This window comes from Novosphingobium sp., assembly GCF_041915465.1.
Classification (GTDB): domain Bacteria; phylum Pseudomonadota; class Alphaproteobacteria; order Sphingomonadales; family Sphingomonadaceae; genus Novosphingobium.
Genome location: NZ_JAYSBK010000021.1, coordinates 18,329 through 38,056 on the forward strand (window position 1 = coordinate 18,329; position 19,728 = coordinate 38,056).

At 66.8% G+C, this 19,728-nt stretch carries 22 protein-coding genes and 1 riboswitch; of the genes, 11 read left to right on the top strand and 11 right to left on the bottom strand.

All coding sequences use genetic code 11. The features are described 5' to 3' along the window. Positions 1-56 precede the first annotated feature (56 nt). Entirely contained in the window at positions 57-923 is an 867-nt protein-coding gene (locus ACE3SN_RS05855; RefSeq protein WP_374528377.1) for a MipA/OmpV family protein, read from the top strand. A 23-nt stretch (positions 924-946) separates the two neighbouring features. On the opposite strand, the gene ACE3SN_RS05860 is transcribed toward ACE3SN_RS05855, so the two are convergent. Genes ACE3SN_RS05860 through ACE3SN_RS05875 form a run of 4 tightly spaced genes read right to left on the bottom strand, consistent with a single transcriptional unit; the run spans position 947 to position 5,427 of the window. Then, positions 947-1,933, bottom strand: a complete 987-nt coding sequence (locus ACE3SN_RS05860) for a glutathione S-transferase N-terminal domain-containing protein (RefSeq protein ID WP_374528379.1) — start codon at positions 1,931-1,933, stop codon at positions 947-949. After that, complete coding sequence (locus ACE3SN_RS05865) at positions 1,933-2,820, bottom strand: enoyl-CoA hydratase-related protein (protein ID WP_374528381.1); 888 nt, start codon at positions 2,818-2,820, stop codon at positions 1,933-1,935. Before ACE3SN_RS05865 ends, ACE3SN_RS05860 begins: the two co-directional genes overlap by 1 nt. Positions 2,821-2,824: 4 nt before the next feature. Further along, the gene (locus ACE3SN_RS05870; RefSeq protein ID WP_374528383.1) at positions 2,825-4,051 is read right to left on the bottom strand and encodes a cytochrome P450; all 1,227 of its coding nucleotides are present in this window, start codon (positions 4,049-4,051) and stop codon (positions 2,825-2,827) included. Positions 4,052-4,053: 2 nt separating this feature from the next. Then, complete coding sequence (locus tag ACE3SN_RS05875; RefSeq protein WP_374528385.1) at positions 4,054-5,427, bottom strand: flavin-containing monooxygenase; 1,374 nt, start codon at positions 5,425-5,427, stop codon at positions 4,054-4,056. A gap of 165 nt (positions 5,428-5,592) precedes the next feature. Between ACE3SN_RS05875 and ACE3SN_RS05880 the strand changes: the two genes are divergently transcribed. Next, positions 5,593-5,994, top strand: coding sequence for a hypothetical protein (locus tag ACE3SN_RS05880; RefSeq protein ID WP_374528387.1), 402 nt, complete (start codon positions 5,593-5,595; stop codon positions 5,992-5,994). Here ACE3SN_RS05880 and ACE3SN_RS05885 read toward each other — a convergent pair. Further along, on the bottom strand, positions 5,991-6,608 hold the full coding sequence (locus ACE3SN_RS05885; RefSeq protein WP_374528388.1) for an SOS response-associated peptidase family protein: 618 nt from the start codon (positions 6,606-6,608) through the stop codon (positions 5,991-5,993). The genes ACE3SN_RS05880 and ACE3SN_RS05885 overlap by 4 nt on opposite strands. A gap of 40 nt (positions 6,609-6,648) precedes the next feature. Further along, a riboswitch (TPP riboswitch) is annotated at positions 6,649-6,756 on the top strand. A gap of 33 nt (positions 6,757-6,789) precedes the next feature. Here ACE3SN_RS05885 and thiC point away from each other — a divergent pair. The 4 genes from thiC to ACE3SN_RS05905 all read left to right on the top strand — a co-directional run bounded on the left by thiC (position 6,790) and on the right by ACE3SN_RS05905 (position 10,037). Further along, complete coding sequence (thiC, locus tag ACE3SN_RS05890; protein ID WP_374528390.1) at positions 6,790-8,649, top strand: phosphomethylpyrimidine synthase ThiC; 1,860 nt, start codon at positions 6,790-6,792, stop codon at positions 8,647-8,649. Between the two features lie 62 nt (positions 8,650-8,711). Beyond that, positions 8,712-9,119, top strand: a complete 408-nt coding sequence (locus ACE3SN_RS05895) for a GFA family protein (RefSeq protein ID WP_374528392.1) — start codon at positions 8,712-8,714, stop codon at positions 9,117-9,119. Positions 9,120-9,134: 15 nt separating this feature from the next. After that, entirely contained in the window at positions 9,135-9,668 is a 534-nt protein-coding gene (locus ACE3SN_RS05900) for a hypothetical protein (RefSeq protein WP_374528394.1), read from the top strand. Between the two features lie 18 nt (positions 9,669-9,686). After that, a complete protein-coding gene (locus tag ACE3SN_RS05905) occupies positions 9,687-10,037 on the top strand; it encodes a hypothetical protein (RefSeq protein ID WP_374528396.1) in 351 nt (116 codons plus the stop codon). On the opposite strand, the gene ACE3SN_RS05910 is transcribed toward ACE3SN_RS05905, so the two are convergent. Next, complete coding sequence (locus ACE3SN_RS05910; RefSeq protein WP_374528398.1) at positions 10,034-10,957, bottom strand: 1-phosphofructokinase family hexose kinase; 924 nt, start codon at positions 10,955-10,957, stop codon at positions 10,034-10,036. The genes ACE3SN_RS05905 and ACE3SN_RS05910 overlap by 4 nt on opposite strands. 12 nt (positions 10,958-10,969) lie before the next feature. Next, complete coding sequence (locus ACE3SN_RS05915) at positions 10,970-11,278, bottom strand: alkylphosphonate utilization protein (protein ID WP_374528400.1); 309 nt, start codon at positions 11,276-11,278, stop codon at positions 10,970-10,972. An 83-nt stretch (positions 11,279-11,361) separates the two neighbouring features. On the opposite strand from ACE3SN_RS05915, the gene ACE3SN_RS05920 reads away from it, so the two are divergent. From ACE3SN_RS05920 to ACE3SN_RS05930, 3 genes are all read left to right on the top strand, one after another. Further along, positions 11,362-11,970 carry a GNAT family N-acetyltransferase gene (locus tag ACE3SN_RS05920; protein ID WP_374528402.1) on the top strand — a complete coding sequence of 203 codons (609 nt, stop codon included), beginning with the start codon at positions 11,362-11,364 and terminating at the stop codon, positions 11,968-11,970. Positions 11,971-11,994: 24 nt separating this feature from the next. Further along, positions 11,995-12,429 carry a hypothetical protein gene (locus ACE3SN_RS05925; protein WP_374528404.1) on the top strand — a complete coding sequence of 145 codons (435 nt, stop codon included), beginning with the start codon at positions 11,995-11,997 and terminating at the stop codon, positions 12,427-12,429. A 120-nt stretch (positions 12,430-12,549) separates the two neighbouring features. Next, complete coding sequence (locus ACE3SN_RS05930) at positions 12,550-13,005, top strand: hypothetical protein (RefSeq protein ID WP_374528406.1); 456 nt, start codon at positions 12,550-12,552, stop codon at positions 13,003-13,005. Here ACE3SN_RS05930 and ACE3SN_RS05935 read toward each other — a convergent pair. Continuing rightward, on the bottom strand, positions 12,997-13,782 hold the full coding sequence (locus tag ACE3SN_RS05935; protein WP_374528407.1) for a sulfite exporter TauE/SafE family protein: 786 nt from the start codon (positions 13,780-13,782) through the stop codon (positions 12,997-12,999). The two genes, ACE3SN_RS05930 and ACE3SN_RS05935, sit on opposite strands and share 9 nt — an antisense overlap. Before the next feature lie 87 nt (positions 13,783-13,869). On the opposite strand from ACE3SN_RS05935, the gene ACE3SN_RS05940 reads away from it, so the two are divergent. After that, positions 13,870-15,138 carry a dipeptidase gene (locus ACE3SN_RS05940; protein ID WP_374528409.1) on the top strand — a complete coding sequence of 423 codons (1,269 nt, stop codon included), beginning with the start codon at positions 13,870-13,872 and terminating at the stop codon, positions 15,136-15,138. A 79-nt stretch (positions 15,139-15,217) separates the two neighbouring features. Here the strand turns inward: ACE3SN_RS05940 and ACE3SN_RS05945 are convergent, their stop codons facing one another. Next, positions 15,218-15,652 carry an ion channel gene (locus ACE3SN_RS05945; RefSeq protein ID WP_374528411.1) on the bottom strand — a complete coding sequence of 145 codons (435 nt, stop codon included), beginning with the start codon at positions 15,650-15,652 and terminating at the stop codon, positions 15,218-15,220. Between the two features lie 8 nt (positions 15,653-15,660). Next, positions 15,661-16,500 (bottom strand): 2,3,4,5-tetrahydropyridine-2,6-dicarboxylate N-succinyltransferase, encoded by an 840-nt coding sequence (gene dapD / locus ACE3SN_RS05950; protein ID WP_374528413.1) that lies wholly within the window; start codon positions 16,498-16,500, stop codon positions 15,661-15,663. Positions 16,501-16,691: 191 nt separating this feature from the next. Between dapD and ACE3SN_RS05955 the strand changes: the two genes are divergently transcribed. Beyond that, entirely contained in the window at positions 16,692-19,091 is a 2,400-nt protein-coding gene (locus ACE3SN_RS05955) for a S8 family peptidase (protein WP_374528415.1), read from the top strand. A gap of 61 nt (positions 19,092-19,152) precedes the next feature. On the opposite strand, the gene ACE3SN_RS05960 is transcribed toward ACE3SN_RS05955, so the two are convergent. Further along, on the bottom strand, positions 19,153-19,728 hold a 576-nt coding region (locus tag ACE3SN_RS05960), incomplete at its 5' end, for a phosphotransferase family protein (protein ID WP_374528417.1).

Sequence of the window (19,728 nt, forward strand, 5' to 3'; positions counted from 1 at the left end):
CCGGGCCGCGCCTATATGCCCAGCGGGCGGTGGGGGCCGTATTGGAAGGATGACCTGTGATTGCACCCGCCAGGATTGTCGGCATCATAAGCTTTATCGCTCTGGCCAGCGGCGTCAGCCCGGCCCATGCCCAACGCCCCGAAATTGCGGAAGCGGCCCCGGCGCAGGCGCGCGGCGGCAGCGATCGCTTTACGGTCGGGCTCGGCCTGGGGGTCAGCAGCGATTACGAAGGCGCCGACGAATACCGCCTGGTGCCCGGTGGCCTGTTGCAGGGCAGGATCGGCGACGTTGAGGTGCAGATGCGCGGCCTCAACCTCTATTCCGATTTCATCGCCGATCCTCGCGGCCAGCGCACCACCTTCGCGTTCGGTCCGGTTGTCCAGCTGCGGCTTGAGCGGACCGGCGACATCAAGGACCCGCGCGTCGCTGCCCTGGGCAAGCGCGACACTGGCGTCGAAGTGGGACTGGTTGCCGGGGTGGGGCGGCGCGGCGTGCTGTTTCCGCCCGACCGCCTCAGCTTCGACGTGACCGTGCTGCGCGATGTGGCCGGCGCGCACGACAGCACCATCATCACCCCTTCGCTGAGCTATGCGGCCCCCGTATCGCAGCGCGCCTATGCGCGGATCAGCCTTTCGGCCGATCATGTCGGCAGCGGCTTTGCCCGGACCTATTTCGATGTGGCGCCATCGGCCGCACCGGGCGCGCTGCCGGCCTATGCGACCAGCGGCGGCGGCTGGAAAAGCGCCAGCGCCGCGTTGCTCTATACCCGTGATCTTGGCGGCGATCCGCGCGCGGGCCTGGGGCTGTTCAGCCTCGTCAGCTACAAGCGGTTGCTGGGCCAGTTCGCCGACAGCCCGATCGTGCGCGACGCGGGCAGCGCACATCAGGGCTTTGGCATGGTCGGCCTGTCCTATAGTTTCTAGCGTGCAAGCCTGGCCACGGCTGCTCAGCTGGCCTGAAGCAGCGCCAGCCAGGCCGGAGTCAGCACGGCATCGGCATCGGCCCGCGCGGCGGGTTCAAGCGCACGATAACGGTGGCGCAGCTCGCGCAGGCACTTGGCCTGATACTTGAAGGTCCCCTGCCGATAGGGCAGTCCCATTGCCTCCATGGCAAAGGTTTCCGCGCCGTCCTCCAGCGCCTGCGCATTGGCGAGGAGGAACGGGGCATAAACCTCGCCCGCGATCCGCACCAGTTCTGCCACCACCGGCGCAAACCCGGCTTCCCACTCGCCGTCGACCCCGCTCATGTCGTCGATGTGGGCCAGCCAGCGATAGGCATAGGGATAGCGCGCGCGCATCATCGCCTGCGGCGTGGGATCGGTGCCAAGCTGCGACAGCTGCCCGAAAATGCCGAACTCCGCCATGCTGGGCCGGGTGCCGAACAGGCAGTGACGGTTCACCACATGCTGTTCGAGCGCGTCCAGCACGGCAAAGGTGCTCGCCTCGATCAGCGGAAAATTCTCACGCGTGCAGCCAACCAGCGCCATGCGCGAGACCTGCCGATCGCGGAACTGGGCGGCAAAGGCCTGGCTGCGCTCCAGCCCGCCGCCCTTCATGTTGTCGAACGCCAGCCAGCGGCTCATCTGGATCTGGTCGACCTCTTCAAGCCAGCGGTAGCCGAACATCGCCTTGGTCAGCCATTCGTCGGCGAAGTCTTCGAGCAGGTGGGCGATAAAGGCCTGGGCCGGATCGTCCGGGACCACGCGCCGCTCGGCGTGGCGGGCTTCCAGATCGTAGATCACCGGGGTCGAATCGTTATCGTAATGCCCGTCGGGATAGCGCAGCACCGGAATCACCGGCGCGCGGACCTGGGCCAGCGCCTCGCGCGTGGCCGCCCCGTCGCGCCAGATGTGCGGCAAGCGGCGATAGCGCAGCAGCGCACGCAGCTTCATCGAATAGGGCGAACCCAGCGCGCCGTAGAGTTCATAGACCATTACTTGGTGTCCCCATATCCCCCGGTTGGATCCTCTGGCCACCACGGCGTGGCGGGCATATCGGCGCTGACCTTGAGCGGGAAGGCCGGCTGCCGCTTTTCGAGGAACGCTGCCACGCCTTCGTGGACATCGCCCTTCGCCCCCAGCGCGATGTTGAGCGCGGCATCGACCGACAGCGCGCCCTGCGGCCCGGCCTCGGCCGAGAAGTGCCACAGCATCCGCCGGGTCAGCGCCAGCGCCACGGGCGAACAATTGCTGGCGATTTCCAGCGCCAGTTCGCGCGCCCGCGCCTCGACCTGATCGGCGGGAACGGTCTCGGTGACGAGCCCTGCCGCCAAGGCTTCGCTGGCCGGAACCAGCGCGCCGGTCATGCACCACTTGAGCGAAGTCGCCAGACCCACCAGCCGCGGCAGGAACCAGGCGGAACCCGCCTCGGGCACCAGCCCGCGCCGGGTGAAGACGCAGCCGAAGCGCGCGTTGTCGGCCGCGATGCGGATATCGCAGGGCAGGGTCAGCGTCAGGCCTACGCCCGCCGCCGAACCGTTGAAGGCAACCAGCGAGGGCTTGCGGCAATTCATCATCGCCTTGATGAAATTGCTGTCCACCCGCGCCCCGTCAGCGCGCGCGCCAAAGTTCTTCGCGCCCTCGCCGCTTTCGGTGTCGAACGCGCCCGCGCCCGCCGAAACGTCGGCCCCGGCACAGAACACGCGGCCCGTCGCGGTGAGCACGACCACACCGATGCTATCGTCGCTATCCGCCATGCCGAAGGCGCGAACCAGTTCGCTGCCCATTTCGTTGGTATAGGCGTTCATCACCTCGGGCCGGTTAATCCGCACCCACAGGATCGGCCCTTCCTGCTCGACCAGCAGCGTGTTCCATGCGCTCATCGGTTCAATCCTGTTCGATCCTGACCGGCATCGAGGTGAAGCCATGGAGGAACGGGCTGGCAAGGCGCGTCGGCGCGGCCTGCGGCACGAGGCGGATCTTGCGCGAGACGATCTCGCCGATCACGTGGGCCAGCTGGTTTTCCGCCAGCTTCGCGCCGACGCAGCGGTGGATGCCATGACCAAAAGCCACGTGGCGGCGGGCATTGTCGCGGCCGACATCAAAGCGCTCGGCATCGGGGAACACCTTTTCGTCGCGGTTGGCGCTGATGTACCACATCACCACCTTCTCGCCCTTGCGGATGGTCTGCCCGCCAAGCTCGGTGTCTTCCAGCGCGGTGCGGCGCATATGGGTGACGGGCGACTGCCAGCGGATGATTTCCTGCGCCGCATTGGGGATCAGCGAGGGATCGGCGCGCAGCCGTTCGAGCTGGTCAGGATACTTGTCGAATGCCTCGACCAGCGCGGACATCGAATTGCGGGTGGTGTCGTTCCCGCCAACGATCAGCAGCGCGATGTTGGCAATCCGCTCCATCGGCTCCATGTGGCCCATCGCCTCGGAATGGACCATGCGGCTGAGCAGGTCGTCGGTCGGCGGCTTGGCCCGGCGGTCTTCCAGTTCGCGGTCGAAGCGGGCGAGCATCTGGCCCATCTGGTTGAGGAACTCAGCGCGGTATTCGTCGTTGAGGTTTTCGGCCGAAACGCCGCTGCCCCAGTCCGACCAGCGCTTGATATCGCGCCATTCCTCGAACGGCATGTCGAACAGGATGCAAAGCATCCCCAGCGTCTGCGGGATCGAGACGCGTTCCACCCAGTCGAACGTTTCGCCCACCGGCAGATCGTCGATGATCATCTTGGTGCGCTCGCGCACGAGTTTGTCCAGCTTGAGCATCTGGCTGGGCGAAAAGGCCGGGGCGATCACCTTGCGCTGGGCGGTGTGGATCGGCGGATCCTGCGCGATGAAGTTGGGGAAGCCCTCGCCGTTGACGGCCTCGGCAATGGTGATGTTGCCCAGATCCCAGCGCGAGGAGAACACATCGTGGCGCAGTTCCACTTCCTGCACCAGATCGTGCGTCACCGCCGACCAATAAGAGCCGAACGGGCTTTCCTCGCGCCACGAGAGCGGCATTTCGGCGCGCAACCGGGCGAAGGGTTCGCGCCAGGTATCCTCGACATAGAGCGCATCCTGGCTGACATCGAAGGGATTGAGCGGACGGGTTGCAGCAGTTGCCATGATCAGGCCTCCTCAAGCTGGCGGGCGGGAACCGGCAGGCGATTGCCGATGGCCTTGGCGCGGGCCGCGCCCTTCGCCAGTTCCTTCTTCAACGCGCGGACATAGTGGTCGAAATCGAGCTGGATGGTATGCCGCCGCGCGGCGTAATACTGACCGGTGTAATAGTCCTCGTCGGCGGTGATGATCCGGCGCATTTCGTCATCGCCGGGCAGGGCATATTCGCCCGCGAGATAGGCCGCGACCAGCTTGGACTGCTGTTCGGCGAAGTTCACCAGCGTGGGCAGCGGCTGGGCGAGGCCCATGTAGAACAGGTCCGGCACGCCCGGCTGGATGATGCGCTTGTACAGCGGCGGCGGGCGGTTGTCCGAATCCGCCGTGAAGGCCGGATCCTTGAAGAACGGGAAGCTGATGTCATAGCCCGTTGCCCAGATGATCACGTCGATTTCCTCGCTCGTGCCATCGCTGAAGATCACGTGCTTGCCATCGAGCCGCTCGATCCCGGGCTTCATCGCAATGTCGCCAGAACCCGCGCGGACAAGGAATTCGCCCGAGACGGTGCCGTGGCTTTCGAACGGACCGATTTCGGGCTCGGGCAGGCCATAGTCGCTCATCTTGCCGACCAGCTTCTTGACCATCCGCGCCCCCAGCCACTGGCGCAGGGCCTTGGGCATCCAGGCCGGGGCCGGGTTCTTGTCGAGCGGCTGGCCTTGATAATACTTGGGGAAGATCCAGACGCCCCGGCGGGTAGAAACGAACAGGCGCTGGGCCATCGGGCGCTGCGACAGTTCGCTCGCCACGTCCATCGCGCTGTTGCCCATGCCGACCACCAGCACCCGCTTGCCGATACAGTTCACCGGCTCGAACGGGGTGCGATACTGGTGCGAATGGATCTGCGCGCCGTCGAAGTGGCCGGGATATTCGGGGATGCGCGCGGCCCAGTGGTGGCCGTTGGCCACGGCCAGCGCGTCATAGTCCTTCACCTCGCCGGTCGAGAGCGTGATGGTCCAGCCGCCACCGGGCTTGCGGGTCGCATCCTCGACCCGCGTGTTGAAGCGGATGTGCTGACGCAGGCCGAAGTGATCGACGTAATCGTGGAAGTACTGCAGCAGCTGCGAATGGTGCGGATAGTCCGGCCATTCGGCAGGAACGGGATAGTCCTCGAACGCGAGGCGCCACTTCGAGGTGTCGATGTGCAGGCTCTGGTAACAGGCCGACATGCCGTTGGGATTGTTGTAGTACCAGGTGCCGCCGATATCGTCCGAAGCTTCATAGATATCGAAGGGAATGCCATAGTCCTTCAGCCGCTTGGCGGTGGTGAAGCCAGAACATCCCGCACCGATGATGCACACGCGCGGCAGCTGCGAAGCCGTTGCCATATCCGATTCTCTCCCCTGCCCGCTTACCGGGCTTTGGGGGGAGTATGTTTAAGCGATCGATTAATGTCCAGCGTCCATCAATGGCCTCTGGACAAGCGCTGCGCGCCCGCCCATCCTCTTGCCCAAACAGAACCCTCGGGGAGAACCAAAGGGTTGGAGGATTTGATGGATACGACGTTTGACGTGACCGCATGGTCGGCGTTGCTGCTGGGGCTGTCGGCGCTGTTCGCGGGGGTCGGGGCAATCCGCAAGCCCGGCATCTGGCGCACCATGATCGAGGAAGTGGAACGCTCGCCCGCGCTGCAGTTCGTCTGCGGGATGCTGGAACTGCTGGTCGGCGCGGTGGTCTACCTCGCCAACCCCTGGTTCCCGAGCGACGTACTGGCTTGCATCCTGAAGGCGATGGGCGGCGCAATGATGATCGAGGCGCTGGCGATCCTCGGCTTCTGCGACATCTACACCCAGTTCTGGCTGCGCAGCCTGAGCCACATGCACCGCGGCTGGGCGATGTCGACCGTACTGCTGGGCCTGGGTCTGTCGGTCGCGGGCGCGGCTCGGTTCCACTAACGCTCCAGCATCAGTGACGAGGGGTAAGGCGCGAGCAGCGCCTTGGCCTCGGCCCAGCTGCCGCGCAGCCACAGGTCCTGCGCCTTTGGATCAGCGGGCAGGATCGCCGGCATCGCATCGCGCCCCGCCGCGCGCAGGGCGGCGTTGGGTTCGCAGGTGAGCAGGGCGAAGCTCGCCACCTCGCTGTCCTTCCACACCCCGGCAAGCGCGAACAGCGACTGATCGGCGCAGGCGAACCAGTGCTGGCGGCGCTTGCCCTCGGCATCGACGCCTTTGCCCCATTCCATGAAGGCCGTGGCGGGAACGAGGCAGCGGAACTCGCTGTTGCGCAAGTTCCCGATCCAGAACGGGCTGTCAGGATTGCGCACCGAATGAACCGCGCGGCCCGGATCACCGGCGGACGGCGGCGGCGGCACGCCCCACAGGCGCGGGATCAGGCGGCGCGGCTGGCGCTCCAACCGTGCCCCCGCCACGAACTCGCGCCCTGCCGTCACCACCGGGGCAAAGCCGCCCGGCGCCACGTGACCGCCCGCCCAGGGATCATCCCCGGCGCGCGCGCCAAACGCCTTGGCGATGGCGGCGGCCGGGGCGTCGCAGCGATAGAGCATGGTCATCCCAGCGCCCTAGACGCAAGCCCCCGCAGCGTCTATCACCACGCCATCCCCGGGGAGCGCGCGTGCGCTGAGAGGGAGGCTTCGCATCCTCCGACCCGTTGAACCTGAACCCGTTAGCACGGGCGGAGGGAGTGGCCGGTCTTGCACCCACGCCCACCCTGCGCCCACCGAAGGAGCGCATATGGCCGACATAAATTCCAAGCTGGAAATCGGCGTGACCACCGGCCCGATCCGGGGCTCGAAGAAGATTCATGTCGGCCCGCTGGGCGTCGCCATGCGCGAAATTCACCTTGAACCCACCAGCGGCGAACCGCCGGTGCGCGTCTATGACACCTCTGGCCCCTACACCGATCCCTCGGTCACGATCGACATCGCCGCCGGGCTTGCCCCGCTGCGCCGCGACTGGATCGTGGGCCGCGGCGACGTGGAGGAATACCAGGGCCGCGCCATCAAGCCCGAAGACAACGGCCAGCTCGGCCCGGACCGCTCGGGCGGCGTCCCGCCGTTTCCCAAGGTCGTCACCCGCCCACTGCGCGCCAAGGCTGGCCATAACGTCAGCCAGATGCACTATGCCCGCCGCGGCATCATCACCCCGGAAATGGAATATGTCGCCACGCGCGAAAACCTGGGGCGCGAAATGCTGCGCGAATACAAGCGCGACGGGCAGGACTGGGGCGCTTCGATCCCCGATTACATGACCCCCGAATTCGTCCGCGATGAAGTGGCGCGCGGTCGGGCGATCATTCCCAGCAACATCAATCACCCGGAAAGCGAACCGATGGCAATCGGCCGCAATTTCCTGGTCAAGATCAACGCGAACATCGGCAACTCCGCCGTCGCTTCCGACGTCGCCAGCGAAGTCGACAAGATGGTCTGGTCGATCCGCTGGGGCGCGGACACCGTGATGGACCTCTCCACCGGGCGCAACATTCACGACACCCGCGAATGGATCCTGCGCAACAGCCCGGTGCCGATTGGCACGGTGCCGATCTACCAGGCGCTGGAAAAGGTTGGCGGCATTGCCGAGGAACTGACCTGGGAAGTGTTCCGTGACACGCTGATCGAACAGGCCGAACAGGGCGTCGACTATTTCACGATCCACGCCGGCGTGCGTCTGCCCTACATCCCGCTCGCCGCCAGGCGGATGACCGGGATCGTGTCGCGCGGCGGCTCGATCATGGCCAAGTGGTGCCTCGCGCATCACAAGGAATCGTTCCTCTACGAACGCTTCGACGAGATTACCGAGATCATGAAGGCCTATGACGTCGCCTATTCGCTGGGCGACGGCCTGCGCCCCGGCTCGATCTATGACGCGAATGACGAGGCGCAGTTCGCCGAACTCTACACGCTCGGCGAACTGACCAAGCGTGCTTGGGCCGAAGACGTGCAGGTGATGATCGAAGGCCCCGGCCACGTGCCGATGCACAAGATCCGCGAGAACATGACCAAGCAGCTCGAAGCCTGCGGCGAAGCCCCGTTCTACACCCTCGGGCCGCTCGTCACCGACATCGCGCCGGGTTACGACCACATCACCAGCGGCATCGGCGCGGCGCAGATCGGCTGGTACGGCACGGCAATGCTCTGCTACGTCACGCCCAAGGAACACCTCGGCCTGCCCGACCGCGATGACGTGAAGGTCGGCGTGGTCACCTACAAGCTTGCCGCCCACGCGGCCGATCTGGCCAAGGGCCACCCGGCGGCACAGGTCCGCGATGATGCGCTGTCGAAGGCGCGGTTCGAATTCCGCTGGCGCGACCAGTTCAACCTTAGCCTCGATCCCGACACGGCGGAACAATACCACGACCAGACCCTGCCGGCCGAAGGCGCCAAGTCCGCGCACTTCTGCTCGATGTGCGGGCCGAAGTTCTGTTCGATGAAGATCAGCCAGGAAGTGCGCGATTTTGCGGCGAAGCAGAACCAGCCGGTCGAGACCTTCGTTGCCGCCGAAGATGCCGAAAAGGGCATGGCCGAGATGAGCGAGAAGTTCCGGGAGGGCGGGGGCGAACTCTATATCGGTGCGGGTGGACGCGAGCACGACTAGTCCGCCCGGCTTGACCGAAGGGGCGGCTTGCCGCACCCTTTCGGTCTAAGGAGAGCAAGCCCATGACTACCCCCCTGACCGGCGGCTGCCTGTGCGGCGCGGTGCGGTATTCAATCGCGGCCGAACCGCTGATGCAGGCGGTGTGCCATTGCAAGAATTGCCAGCGCCAGGCGGGCAGCGCCTGGTCGATGATCGCGGGTGTGCCCGAGGCAGCGCTGACCGTATCGGGCGAGCCGAAGACCTATGAGGATCACGGCGACAGCGGCGGCGCGGTGCTGCGCCAGTTCTGCGGCAATTGCGGATCGCCGCTGTTCAGTCGCGTCGCCAGCGCGCCGGGGCTGGTCTTCGTCAAGGCGGGGACGCTGGACGATACCGCTTCCTTCAACCCGCAGGTGCAGGTGTGGACGCGCAGCCGCCAGCACTGGGTCGACCTGGGCGATATTCCCGGCTTCGAGACCAATCCGGGCTAGGGCGGGGGGGCAGCGATGCGCGGGACGGTGCAGGCGTGCATCCGGCGACTGGCCCTTGGCGCGGCGCTGCTGACAACCGCGCTTTTCCCGCTGATCGCGGCCGCGCCCGCCCGCGCCAATCCGGGCGATTTGCAGATGTGGGGCTCGTCCGGCCGGTGGCGAATCGTCTACGCGCCCGGGTTCTGCTCGGCCGGAATCCCGGACAAGGACAACAACGCCGGGCTCATGCTGTCGGTGCTCGATGGAACCGGCCGGTTCATCAGCGTGAGCAAGTCCGTCGCGACCCTGCCCCAGCAGGTCACCATCGTGCTGGTGCTGCGCGATGGCACAGTGCAGCGGATCGTGACCGACTGGAACGCCGACTTCGTGAACGGCGCGCATGACGTGATGGGCAACCACGTGCTGAAGGAACCGGAAACGGCGGCACTGCGGACCACGACCACGCTGCGGGTAGAGGGCCTTGACGGCTACGAACCCGTCACGTTGGCCCCCGGCGAGGTGGCAGCGGTGCTCGACAATCTCGATCGCTGTTTGCGGATGCAGAACTAGACGGAAGGGGATGGGAACATGATTGCGAAAGGATGGCGCTGGATGCTGGGCGCTGCGGCCGCCTACAACCTGCTCGTCGGGGTACCGGGCCTGCTTGCCGGCGGCGCCGTGGCCGACCGGGTGATCGCCCTGTTCGTCACCTGCTATGGCCTGATCTATGCGATGGTCGCCGCCGCGCCGCAGCGCCTCGCCCCGGTGCTGTGGACCGGGGTGGCGGGCAAGATCGGCGTCGTGGCGCTGATGCTGCCCGAAGTGCTGGCGGGCCGCGCCTTGCCCGGAACCGGGGCAATCCTGGCCGGGGACGCGCTGTTCACCCTCGCCTTCATCGCCTTCCTGCTCGGCCCGGCGCGGCGCGCCAACCCCGCCTAGGCGAACAGCGCCAGCATCCGCTCGATATCGGGGACATGGGCAAGGCCCGTGCCGGGATTGAGCACCGCCGCCGTGCCGCAGGCCATGCCCCAGCGCAGCGCCTCGGCCGCCGCCGCGCCGCCGGACAGGGCGTGAACCATGCCGGCCACGAAGCTGTCTCCCGCTCCCGTCGCGCTGCGCACTTCGACCTTGGCGCCGGGGCGGATCTCTACCCCGTCCGCGTGGGCCAGCACCGCGCCTTCGTGGCCGAGCGTGACGGCGATCATCGCCGCCTTGCCCGCGCGCACCATGGCCTGTGCCGCCTCGCCAATCTCTGTGGGACTGGCGAAGGTCTGCCCGGTCAGCGCCTCGAACTCGCCCTGGCTCGGCTTGACTAGCGCGAGCCCCCCGGCATCGAGCGCAGCCTTCAGCGCCGGGCCGGACGTGTCGAGCGCAAGCCGCACCCCGCGCGGGGCAAGGGCGGCGGCAAGGCGGGCAAAAAAGTCATCCGGCACCCCGCGCGGCAGCGAACCCGAGGCGACCAGCCAGTCGCAATCTAGTGCGGCACTGTCGGCCAGTGCGGCCTGCCATTCGCCCTCGCTCACCAAGGGGCCTTCGGGGACGAAGCGGAACTCCTGCCCGGTTGCCCGCTCGAACACGGCGAGGCTCATCCGGGTGTGGTCGTGGATCGCGATGCGGTGCTTGTGCATCCCGGCATCGACCAGCAACTCGTCAAGCAGCGCGCCCGTTGCCCCGCCCGAGAGGTAGACCACCTCGACCTTGCTGCCGAGCCGCGCCAGCACCCGCGCCACGTTGATTCCGCCGCCGCCCGGATCGTAGCGTTCGCCGAAGGTGCGGATCTTGTGGGTCGGGAACACCTTTTCCGCCTCGCAGGCGGAATCGATCGCGGGATTGAGGGTGAGCGTGGCGATCCGCGGCATCGCTTGGTTGCCCTAGCGCTTGCGGACGAATTCCGCGCGCAGCACCAGGCCCTTGATGCCGGGATAGCGGCAGTCGATCTCCTGCGCATCGCCGGTCAGCTTGATCGAGGGGATCACGGTGCCCTGCTTCAGCGTCTGGCCCGCGCCCTTGACCGTCAGATCCTTGATCAGGGTGACAGAGTCCCCGTCCGCCAGCAGGTTACCCACCGCGTCGCGCACTTCGACCGCGCTTTCGGCGGCGCGCTTGGCCGCCAGTTCCGAGGCGGGCATCCATTCGCCGCTGTCCTCGTCGTACACATAGTCTTCGTCGTCGCCCGACATGATCCCAGTTCCTTTCGCTCGCCCTGCCATGGCAGGTGCAAGCCCGCTTGACCAGTCCGCCGTGGCGGCGGATTACTTGCGCCATGGAGAGGACGATCATCCGGCTGGACGCCAGCCACCGCGACGCGGCCATCACGACGCTAGCCGCCGCGTTTCAGGACGATCCGGCCATGGCATACATGCTGCCCGACCCGGCGGTACGCCCGGCGCGGCTCACAATGCTGATGCGCTGGTTCTTCGACGAGCATCTGAAGAATGGCGTGATTTTCGGCACGCCCGGTGCCGAGGCGGTCACGCTGTGGCGCCCACCCGGCCAGATCCATGCCGAAACGCCGCTGTGGGATCCCGGCGCGCTGCGCTTCGTGCCGATTTTCCGTCTGGGTCTGGGCCGCGCGCTGCGCACCGATGCAGGCATCCATGCTCACCTGCCCGAAGGTGAGAGCTGGTTCTACCTCAAGATGGCCGGAGTCAGGCCCGATTGCCAGGGCAAGGGGCTGGGTGGGCTGACGATCCGGACCGGGCTTGCCGAAGCCGCCGGGCTGGGCCTGCCTGCGGTGCTCGAAACCGCCACGCCGTCAAACGTCGGACTTTACCAGCGACTGGGCTTTGGCGTCCGCAGCGAATGGGACGTCGCGAAGGGCGGGCCGCATTTCTGGACGATGGTCAACATGACGCCCGGCGCTGAGGACTGACGTAAGCAGCAGGAGAGGGAACTTATGGACTTTAATGATACGATCGCGCGCAGGCTGGCGCTGCTGGGGGCCGTGCTGGTGATGCTGGGTTTGCTGACCGGCTTCGTCTCGGGCAGCTTCGCCAATCCGCGCATGGGACTTGCCGGACACCTCGAAGGGCTGATGAACGGCACACTGCTGCTGGCCGTGGCGGCCGCCTGGAAGTTCGTGGTCCTGCCCGAAGGTCAGGCGCGCTGGGCTTTTCGCCTGTTCGCCTTTGGCACCACGACCAACTGGCTCGCCGTAACCTTGGCCGGGGTCTGGGGCGCAGGCGCGCAGACAATGCCGCTGACGGCTGCCGGACACAGTGCCGCACCCTGGCAGGAGTACCTGATTTCGATCCTGCTGGTCGTGCTTTCCATCGCAATGGTTGCGGCGGTGAGCCTGCTTATCAAGGGGTTCCTGGCTTCGCGTCGATGAGCCGCTGAAACGCGGAGACGGCATTCGCCGCAACTTCGGCGCGATCCGGCGCATCCCGGTGGTAGGCGGCTTGTAGCGGCACGCCCGGCCGCCCAGGGCCCGCTCCGGAGGGATCGCGCCATGCCGAAAAGAATATTCATCGCCGCCGCAGCGGCCGCGCTGCTGGCGGGCTGCAGCCATGCGCCGGCCCCGCGCGCCGAGGCCGGACGGCCGGCCCCGGCGCGCTCCGATACCACGATCCCCGCAGAGCCCGCCGAAGCCGTCTGGCACCTGCGTGCCGGCCTGAACGTTGCGGCCCTGACCTGCCGCGGCAGGGGACGCACCAATGTGGCACCGGCGTATGCCCGTGTTGTGAGCCGCCACAAGACGCTGCTGGCGCGGGCCTATGCTGCCGAAGAACGCCGCTATGGCAAGGGCTTCGACCGGCACCAGACCAAGCTCTATAACGAGTTCTCCAACCAGCGCTCGCCCGAACGGTTCTGCCGCTCGGCCGCCTCGGTCGCCAATCGCGCGGCGGCGATGGATTCGGCTGCACTCGCAAAGAATGCCCGCGCCCTGGTGGCCGAACTAAACTAGGCCCTGCCAGATCAGGCGCGCGCCCAGAGCCACCATCAGCAGGTAGACGAGGGTATAGAAACGGCCCGCGTCCATCCGCCGGATCAGCCAGATCCCGGCAAAGGTGCTCGCTATCGCCAGCGGGATCAGCGCGGCGGCGGCGGCCAACACCTGCTGCGTGAACGATCCGAGCAGGATGTAGCTGGGCACTTTCAGCCAGTTGATTGCCGCGAACAGGATCGAAGAGGTGCCGACGAATGTCTGGTGCGGCAGGCGGCGCGGGGTAACCCACATCTGGAACGGCGGCCCGCCCGCGTGGGCGACCTGGCTGGTAAAGCCGCTGGCCACGCCGAACAGCATGCCGACCCAGCCCGGCGAGGTTGAGGCCGCGACGATCCGCCCGCCGCGCTCGATCCACAGCCGGTACAGCCCAAAGCCGAACGTCACCACGCCCAGCACCAGCAGGAAACGGTCTTCGGGGATCAGCGCAGCCATGCCTGCGGCGATTGCGACGCCCAGCGCCGCACCCGGCAGCATCCAGCCGATGATCCACTTGTCCCAGCTGTGGCGAAAGGACCAGACGCTGACCACATCCTGCACCAGCAGCACCGGCAGCAGGATCGCGGCGGCGGTGACCGGCGGCAGGGCCAGCGCGAGCAGCGGCGTCGCCAGTGCGCCAAGGCCTGAAAAGCCGCCCTTGGCGAGGCCCAGCAGGAATACCGCCACGACCGCGAGCGCAAGGGTGACGGGATCGGCAAGCAGTTCCATCCCCGCCATCCAGCACAGCGCAGCACCCATGACAAGCAGGTGCCTTTGCCCCCTGTTCGCGCGCGGCAGACCTCGCTAGGCTGGGCTATCATCGAACAACCAACGGAATTTCCGCCCATGCGCCGTGCCTTGCTGATCTCGACCGCCCTGTGCCTTGCCTTTGCCGCACCGGTCCACGCCAAGCCGGCCCCCACGCCCGAGCAGGTGGCCGCGGCCGCGCTCAAGGCTGCCCCCGTGTTCGACGGGCACAACGACGTTCCCGAACAGCTGCGCGACCGGCGCAAGGACGTGCTCGAAGGCTTCGATTTCACCGACACGACGGGCACCGCCGATCCCGCTGCCGGACTCGGTCCGATGCAGACCGACCTCAAGCGGCTGCGCCAGGGCCATGTCGGGGCGCAGTTCTGGTCGGTCTATGTCTCGGCCAACCTGCCCGAGCCGCAAGCGGTGGTCGCGACGCTGGAGCAGATCGACGTGACCAAGCGGCTGATCGCGAAATATCCTGCCGACATGGTGCTGTGCACCACCGCCGACTGCGCGGTAAAGGCGATGAAGCAAGGCAAGATCGCCTCGTTCCTGGGCATGGAGGGCGGCCATTCGATCGCCGGATCGCTGGGTGTGCTGCGCCAGATGTACGAACTGGGCGCACGCTACATGACGATCACTCATTTCAAGAACATCAGCTGGGCCGACAGCGCCACCGATGCGCCCAAGAACGACGGGCTGACCCCGTTTGGCGTGCAGGTGATCAAGGAAATGCAGCGGCTCGGCATGCTGGTCGATCTGAGCCATACCAGCGAGGCGACCATGCTGGACGCGCTCGATGTCGCCCATGCGCCGGTGATCTTCAGCCATTCGGGCGCGCTGGGCATCAACGGTTCGCCCCGCAACGTGTCGGATGCGGTGCTCGATCGGCTCAAGACCAATGGCGGGATCGTGATGATCGATGCCTATCCTTCCTACGTGAATGAGCGGGTGCGCCAGTGGAACGCCGCGCGCAGCGCCGAAGAAGCGCGGCTCAAGTCGCTGAACCCCGGCAACCCGGCAGCCGCAAAGGCGGCGCTGGCCGATTGGGAAAAGGCCAACCCGATGCCGCGCACGAGCGTTGCGGACGTGGCCGACCATGTCGACTACGTGGTGAAGCGCGTGGGCATCGACCATGTCGGGCTGGGCGGCGATTTTGACGGGATCGAGACGACTGTCGATGGCATGTCGGACGTCTCGGGCTATCCGGCGCTGTTCGTCGAACTCGCGCGGCGCGGCTATAGCCAGCAGGATCTCGAAAAGCTGGCCAGCGGTAATATCCTGCGCGTGCTGCGCGAATGCGAGGCCTATGCCGCCGCGCACCGGGCCGATCCTCCGCAGGAAAGCCCGGTAGCGTTTTAACTGGTGCGGTCAGGCCATCGGGCCTGACCTAGCGGCACCGGCCCGCCAGCCATGCGCGGAGGCGAATGGCGCAATGGAATCAATGCGGGTCGATCCGGCCCAGCATCTTGAAGAAGAAGGCCGTCGACCAGCCGAGCAGGAACACGCCCAGGATGCTCTCGAAGGCGCCGAGCAGGCGCCAGTCGGAAACCACGTGGGTGTCGTTATAACCGACGGTCGAATAGCTGATCGTCGAGAAATACAGCGCCGCTTCAAGATTGTTGATCGCGCCGGTCACCAGGTAGACCAGCGTGAACAGCCAGATTTCCAGCCCATGCAGCGCAAGCATCGCGATCACGATGGTCAGCGTGAAGAATACCCCGCGCGGGCTTAGCGGGTCGATCCGCTGGATCCGCTCGATCGCTGCTTCGGTGCGCACCGCCCGGTTGAGGCCGAACAGCCCAAAGCCGTGGATCGCCACGCACAGCACCACCATCGCTGCTGCGATGATGAACTGGGCGAAGAGCTGCGCCACGGCGCCGGTCAGTCGCGCAGCAGGTCGTTGATCGCGGTCTTGGCGCGGGTCTGCGCATCGACCGTCTTGACGATCACCGCGCAGTAGAGCGACGGACCCGGCGTGCCGTCGGGCAGCGGCTTGCCCGGCATCGAACCGGGGACGACCACCGCATAGGGCGGCACCGTGCCGACATGAACCTCGCCGGTCGCACGGTCGACGATCTTGGTCGAGGCGCCAAGGTAGACACCCATCGACAGCACCGCGCCTTCGCAGACCCGCACGCCTTCGACCACTTCGCTGCGTGCGCCGATGAAGCAGTTGTCCTCGATCACCACCGGCCCCGCCTGCAGCGGTTCGAGCACGCCGCCGATGCCAACGCCGCCCGACAGATGAACGCCCTTGCCGATCTGCGCGCAGGAACCGACCGTGGCCCAGGTGTCGACCATCGTGCCTTCACCGACATGTGCGCCGATGTTGACGAAGCTCGGCATCAGGATCACGCCCTTGCCGATGAACGAACCGCGGCGGGCAACTGCCCCCGGCACCACGCGGAAACCGGCTTCGCGGAAACGGTTTTCGCCCCAGCCTTCGAACTTCGAGGGCACCTTGTCGAACGCGGGCGCGCCGGCGGCGCCGTTCGGGATCACGACGTTGTCGTTGAGGCGGAACGAGAGCAGCACGGCCTTCTTGAGCCACTGGTTGACCTGCCAGCCGCCCTGGCCATCGGGCTCGGCGACGCGGGCCTTGCCGCTGTCGAGCAGTTCGAGCGCGGCCTCCACCACTTCGCGCACGTCGGCGCTGGCGGGGGTCACGCCATCGCGGGCGTCCCAGGCGGCTTCGATCGCGGCGGCAAGTTGGGCGGTCATTCTGGCATCTCCGGGCAAAAACAGCGCGAGCCGCGCCTATCGCCTGCCCGCGTGCGGAGCAAGCGTTTGCGGTGAACGGAGATGGAAAGAAATTCCGGATTAACCTTCTTCGTGGCAATCTAATTACCAAGGAAAGGCAGAGCCCGCAGCGCAAATTATTGGAATCGCGGGCTTACAAAGGGGCGCAGGCGATGAAGGGTGCATTTCTGCTGCAGGCGCGCTGGCACATGGGCGCGGCACTGCTCTCGCTGGCGCTGGTAGCCGGGTGCGGCGGAGGGTCTGTTGGCAGCACGCCGACGCCGACCCCCACGTCAACCCCCACGCCCACCCCGACGCCAACCCCCACGCCGACGCCAACCCCGACGGCCACACCGACCTCCACCTTCCTGACCACGGAGTACAACCGCTCGACCGGACCGGCTCAGCACGGCGCCATCACCGCCTGGGCCGGGGGGCATAGCGGCCAGGGCGTTACGATCGGAATTGTCGATTCCGGTATCGACCAGACGAGCCCGGAATTCAGCGGGCGGCTTTCATCAGCCTCGAAGGATGTCGCCGGCACCCGTTCGCTGACCAATCCGGACGATGATCACGGCACCAATGTGGCGATGGTCGCGGCGGCGGCCCGCGATAACACCGGGATCCTGGGCATCGCCTGGTCCGCCACCATCGCCATGTTCCGCGCCGACGATCCGGGCAGCTGCGCGACCTACGATCCGGCCGTGCCGGACAGCGGTTGCTCGTTCTTCGACAACGACATCGCCGCCGGGATCAATGCGGCCACGGCCGCCGGGGCCAAGGTGATCAACCTTTCGCTTGGCGGATCAGCCCCCAACGCCACGCTGCGCAGTGCCGTTGCCAATGCCACCGCCGCCGGGGTCGTGGTGGTGGTTTCGGCCGGGAACGACGGGGCTTCAACCGATCCGTCGAAGGACCCCAACAACCCGGATCCCTTCGCCACCGGGCTGCAGGCGGCCGGCAATGGCGCGGTGATCATCGTCGGCTCGGTCGATTCGACCGATACCATTTCCAGCTTCAGCAACCGCGCGGGCGGTTCGGCCGACTGGTACGTCACCGCTCGCGGCGACAAGGTGTGCTGCGTCTATGAAAACGGCGTGCTCAAGACCATCACCAACGCCGATGGAACCAGGTCGGTCTATGTCTTTTCGGGCACCAGCTTTTCCGCGCCGCAGGTGGCCGGCGCGATTGCGCTGCTGCGCGAGGCCTTTCCCAACCTGACTGCTCCGCAAGTGGTCGACCTCTTGCTGCGCACCGCCAGCGATGCCGGCGCGGTCGGGACCGACCCGGTCTATGGCCGGGGCGTGCTCAACATCACTGCCGCCTTCGCGCCGCAGGGGACGACCAGCCTGGCGGGCAGTACGAGCCTGATGCCGATTGGCGACACCACTTTGGTGACCTCAGCCCCGATGGGCGACGCGGCCGCGCGGTCAGGCGGGCTTTCGGCCGTGGTGCTCGACAGCTACCAGCGCGCCTATCGGCTCGATCTTGGTTCGGGCCTGCGCAGCGCGCGAGTGGCACCGAAGCTGGTCAACGCCCTTGCCGCTGAAACCCGCAGCGTCAGCCTTGGCAACCAGCAGCTTTCGCTCGCCTTCACGCTCGATGACCGGGGCCAGGCGCAGCATCTGGCCTGGAGCGGCGCGCTCCACCTGTCGCGCAGCGACACCGAAATGGCCCGCGTGCTGGCCGCGCGCGTCGCCATGCGGATCGCCCCCGATGCCGCCGCCGCATTCGGCCTTGCCCAGGGTTCCGATGGCCTGGTCGCGCAGTTACAGGGCCGCCGCATTCCTTCCTACCTGATCGCGCGCGCGCCGCTCGACGATCTGGGGTTTGGCCAGGAAGGCGAAGTGAGCGTCGCCGTGCGCCGCGCGTTCGGGCCTTGGGGCCTCAGCTTCTCGGCGGAAAACGGCTCGGCAATCAGCGGCGCGCCGGTGCGCGATGCAAACTCTATCACCCAGCGCACTCGCAGCGATCACGCCCAGCGCTTCGGCGTGGCAATCGACCGCAAGCTCGGCGCGGGCAGCGCCTCGCTTTCGGCCAGCTGGCTCAGCGAAGACCGCACGGTGATGGGCGCGCTTCTCCACCAGGGATTCGGCCCGGGCGGCGCGGACAGTCTGTTCCTCGACGCCGGAACCAGCTGGAACGCGGGCGGGCGCTGGCATTTCGGCGCGGCGTGGCGCAGCGGCCTCACCTGGCCGCGCGCGGGCGGATCGGTCGTGTCCGGATCGCGGTTGATCACCTCGGCTTGGGCGCTCGATGCCGGGCGGGACGATGTCTTTGCGCCCGGTGATAGCCTGGGACTGCGCATCGCGCAGCCGCTGCGGGTCGAAAGCGGCGGGATCACGCTTAACCTGCCGGTCGACTATTCCTATGTCACGCTGTCGCCGACCTTCGCGGCCCGGACCCTGTCGCTCAGCCCGACCGGGCGCGAGATCGACGCGGAGCTGATCTGGCGCGGGCAGCTGTGGGACGGGGCGGCCATGGCCAGCCTGTTCTACCGCAAGGATCCGGGGCACTACAGCACCCTGCCCGATGATCAGGGCCTGGCGCTGAGCTGGGTCAGGAAATTCTGACAGGCACGAGCGCGGCCGCGCCAACCGGCTCGGCCGCGCCGTTCTTGCTGTTCAATCGGCTTCAGGCGCCGGCCTTGACCGCGAATTCCCAAGCCTTGTCGGCCAGCGGATCGACCCGAGCGGACATCGCCTTGGCGTGGGCCGAGCTGGCAGTGCCGTCGATCACGCGCTTCTTGATGCCCTGCATGATGCCGGCAAGGCGGAAGAAGTTGTAGGCGAAGTACCAGTTCATGTCGGGCACGCTGTCGCGGCCGGTGGCGGCACAATACCGTTCGACCACCTCTTCCAGCTCCGGAATCCCAAGCGCCTTGCGATCGAGATCCTGCACGCCGCTGCGCCCGCCATTGTCAGTCACCCAGGCCATTGCGACATAGGTGAAATCGGCCAGGGGATCGCCCAGGGTCGAAAGCTCCCAGTCGAGCACGGCCAGCACCTTGGGCTCGGTCTTGGCCCAGATCATGTTGTCGATGCGGTAGTCGCCGTGGACCACGCTGGTGCGGGTCTGTTCGGGCAGGCTACCGGCCAGGAACGTGATCAGCCGTTCCATCGATTCCATGTGCTCGGTTTCAGCCAGCTTGTACTGCTTGGTCCAGCGTTCGACCTGGCGGCCGAAATAGTTGCCCGGCTTGCCGTAGTC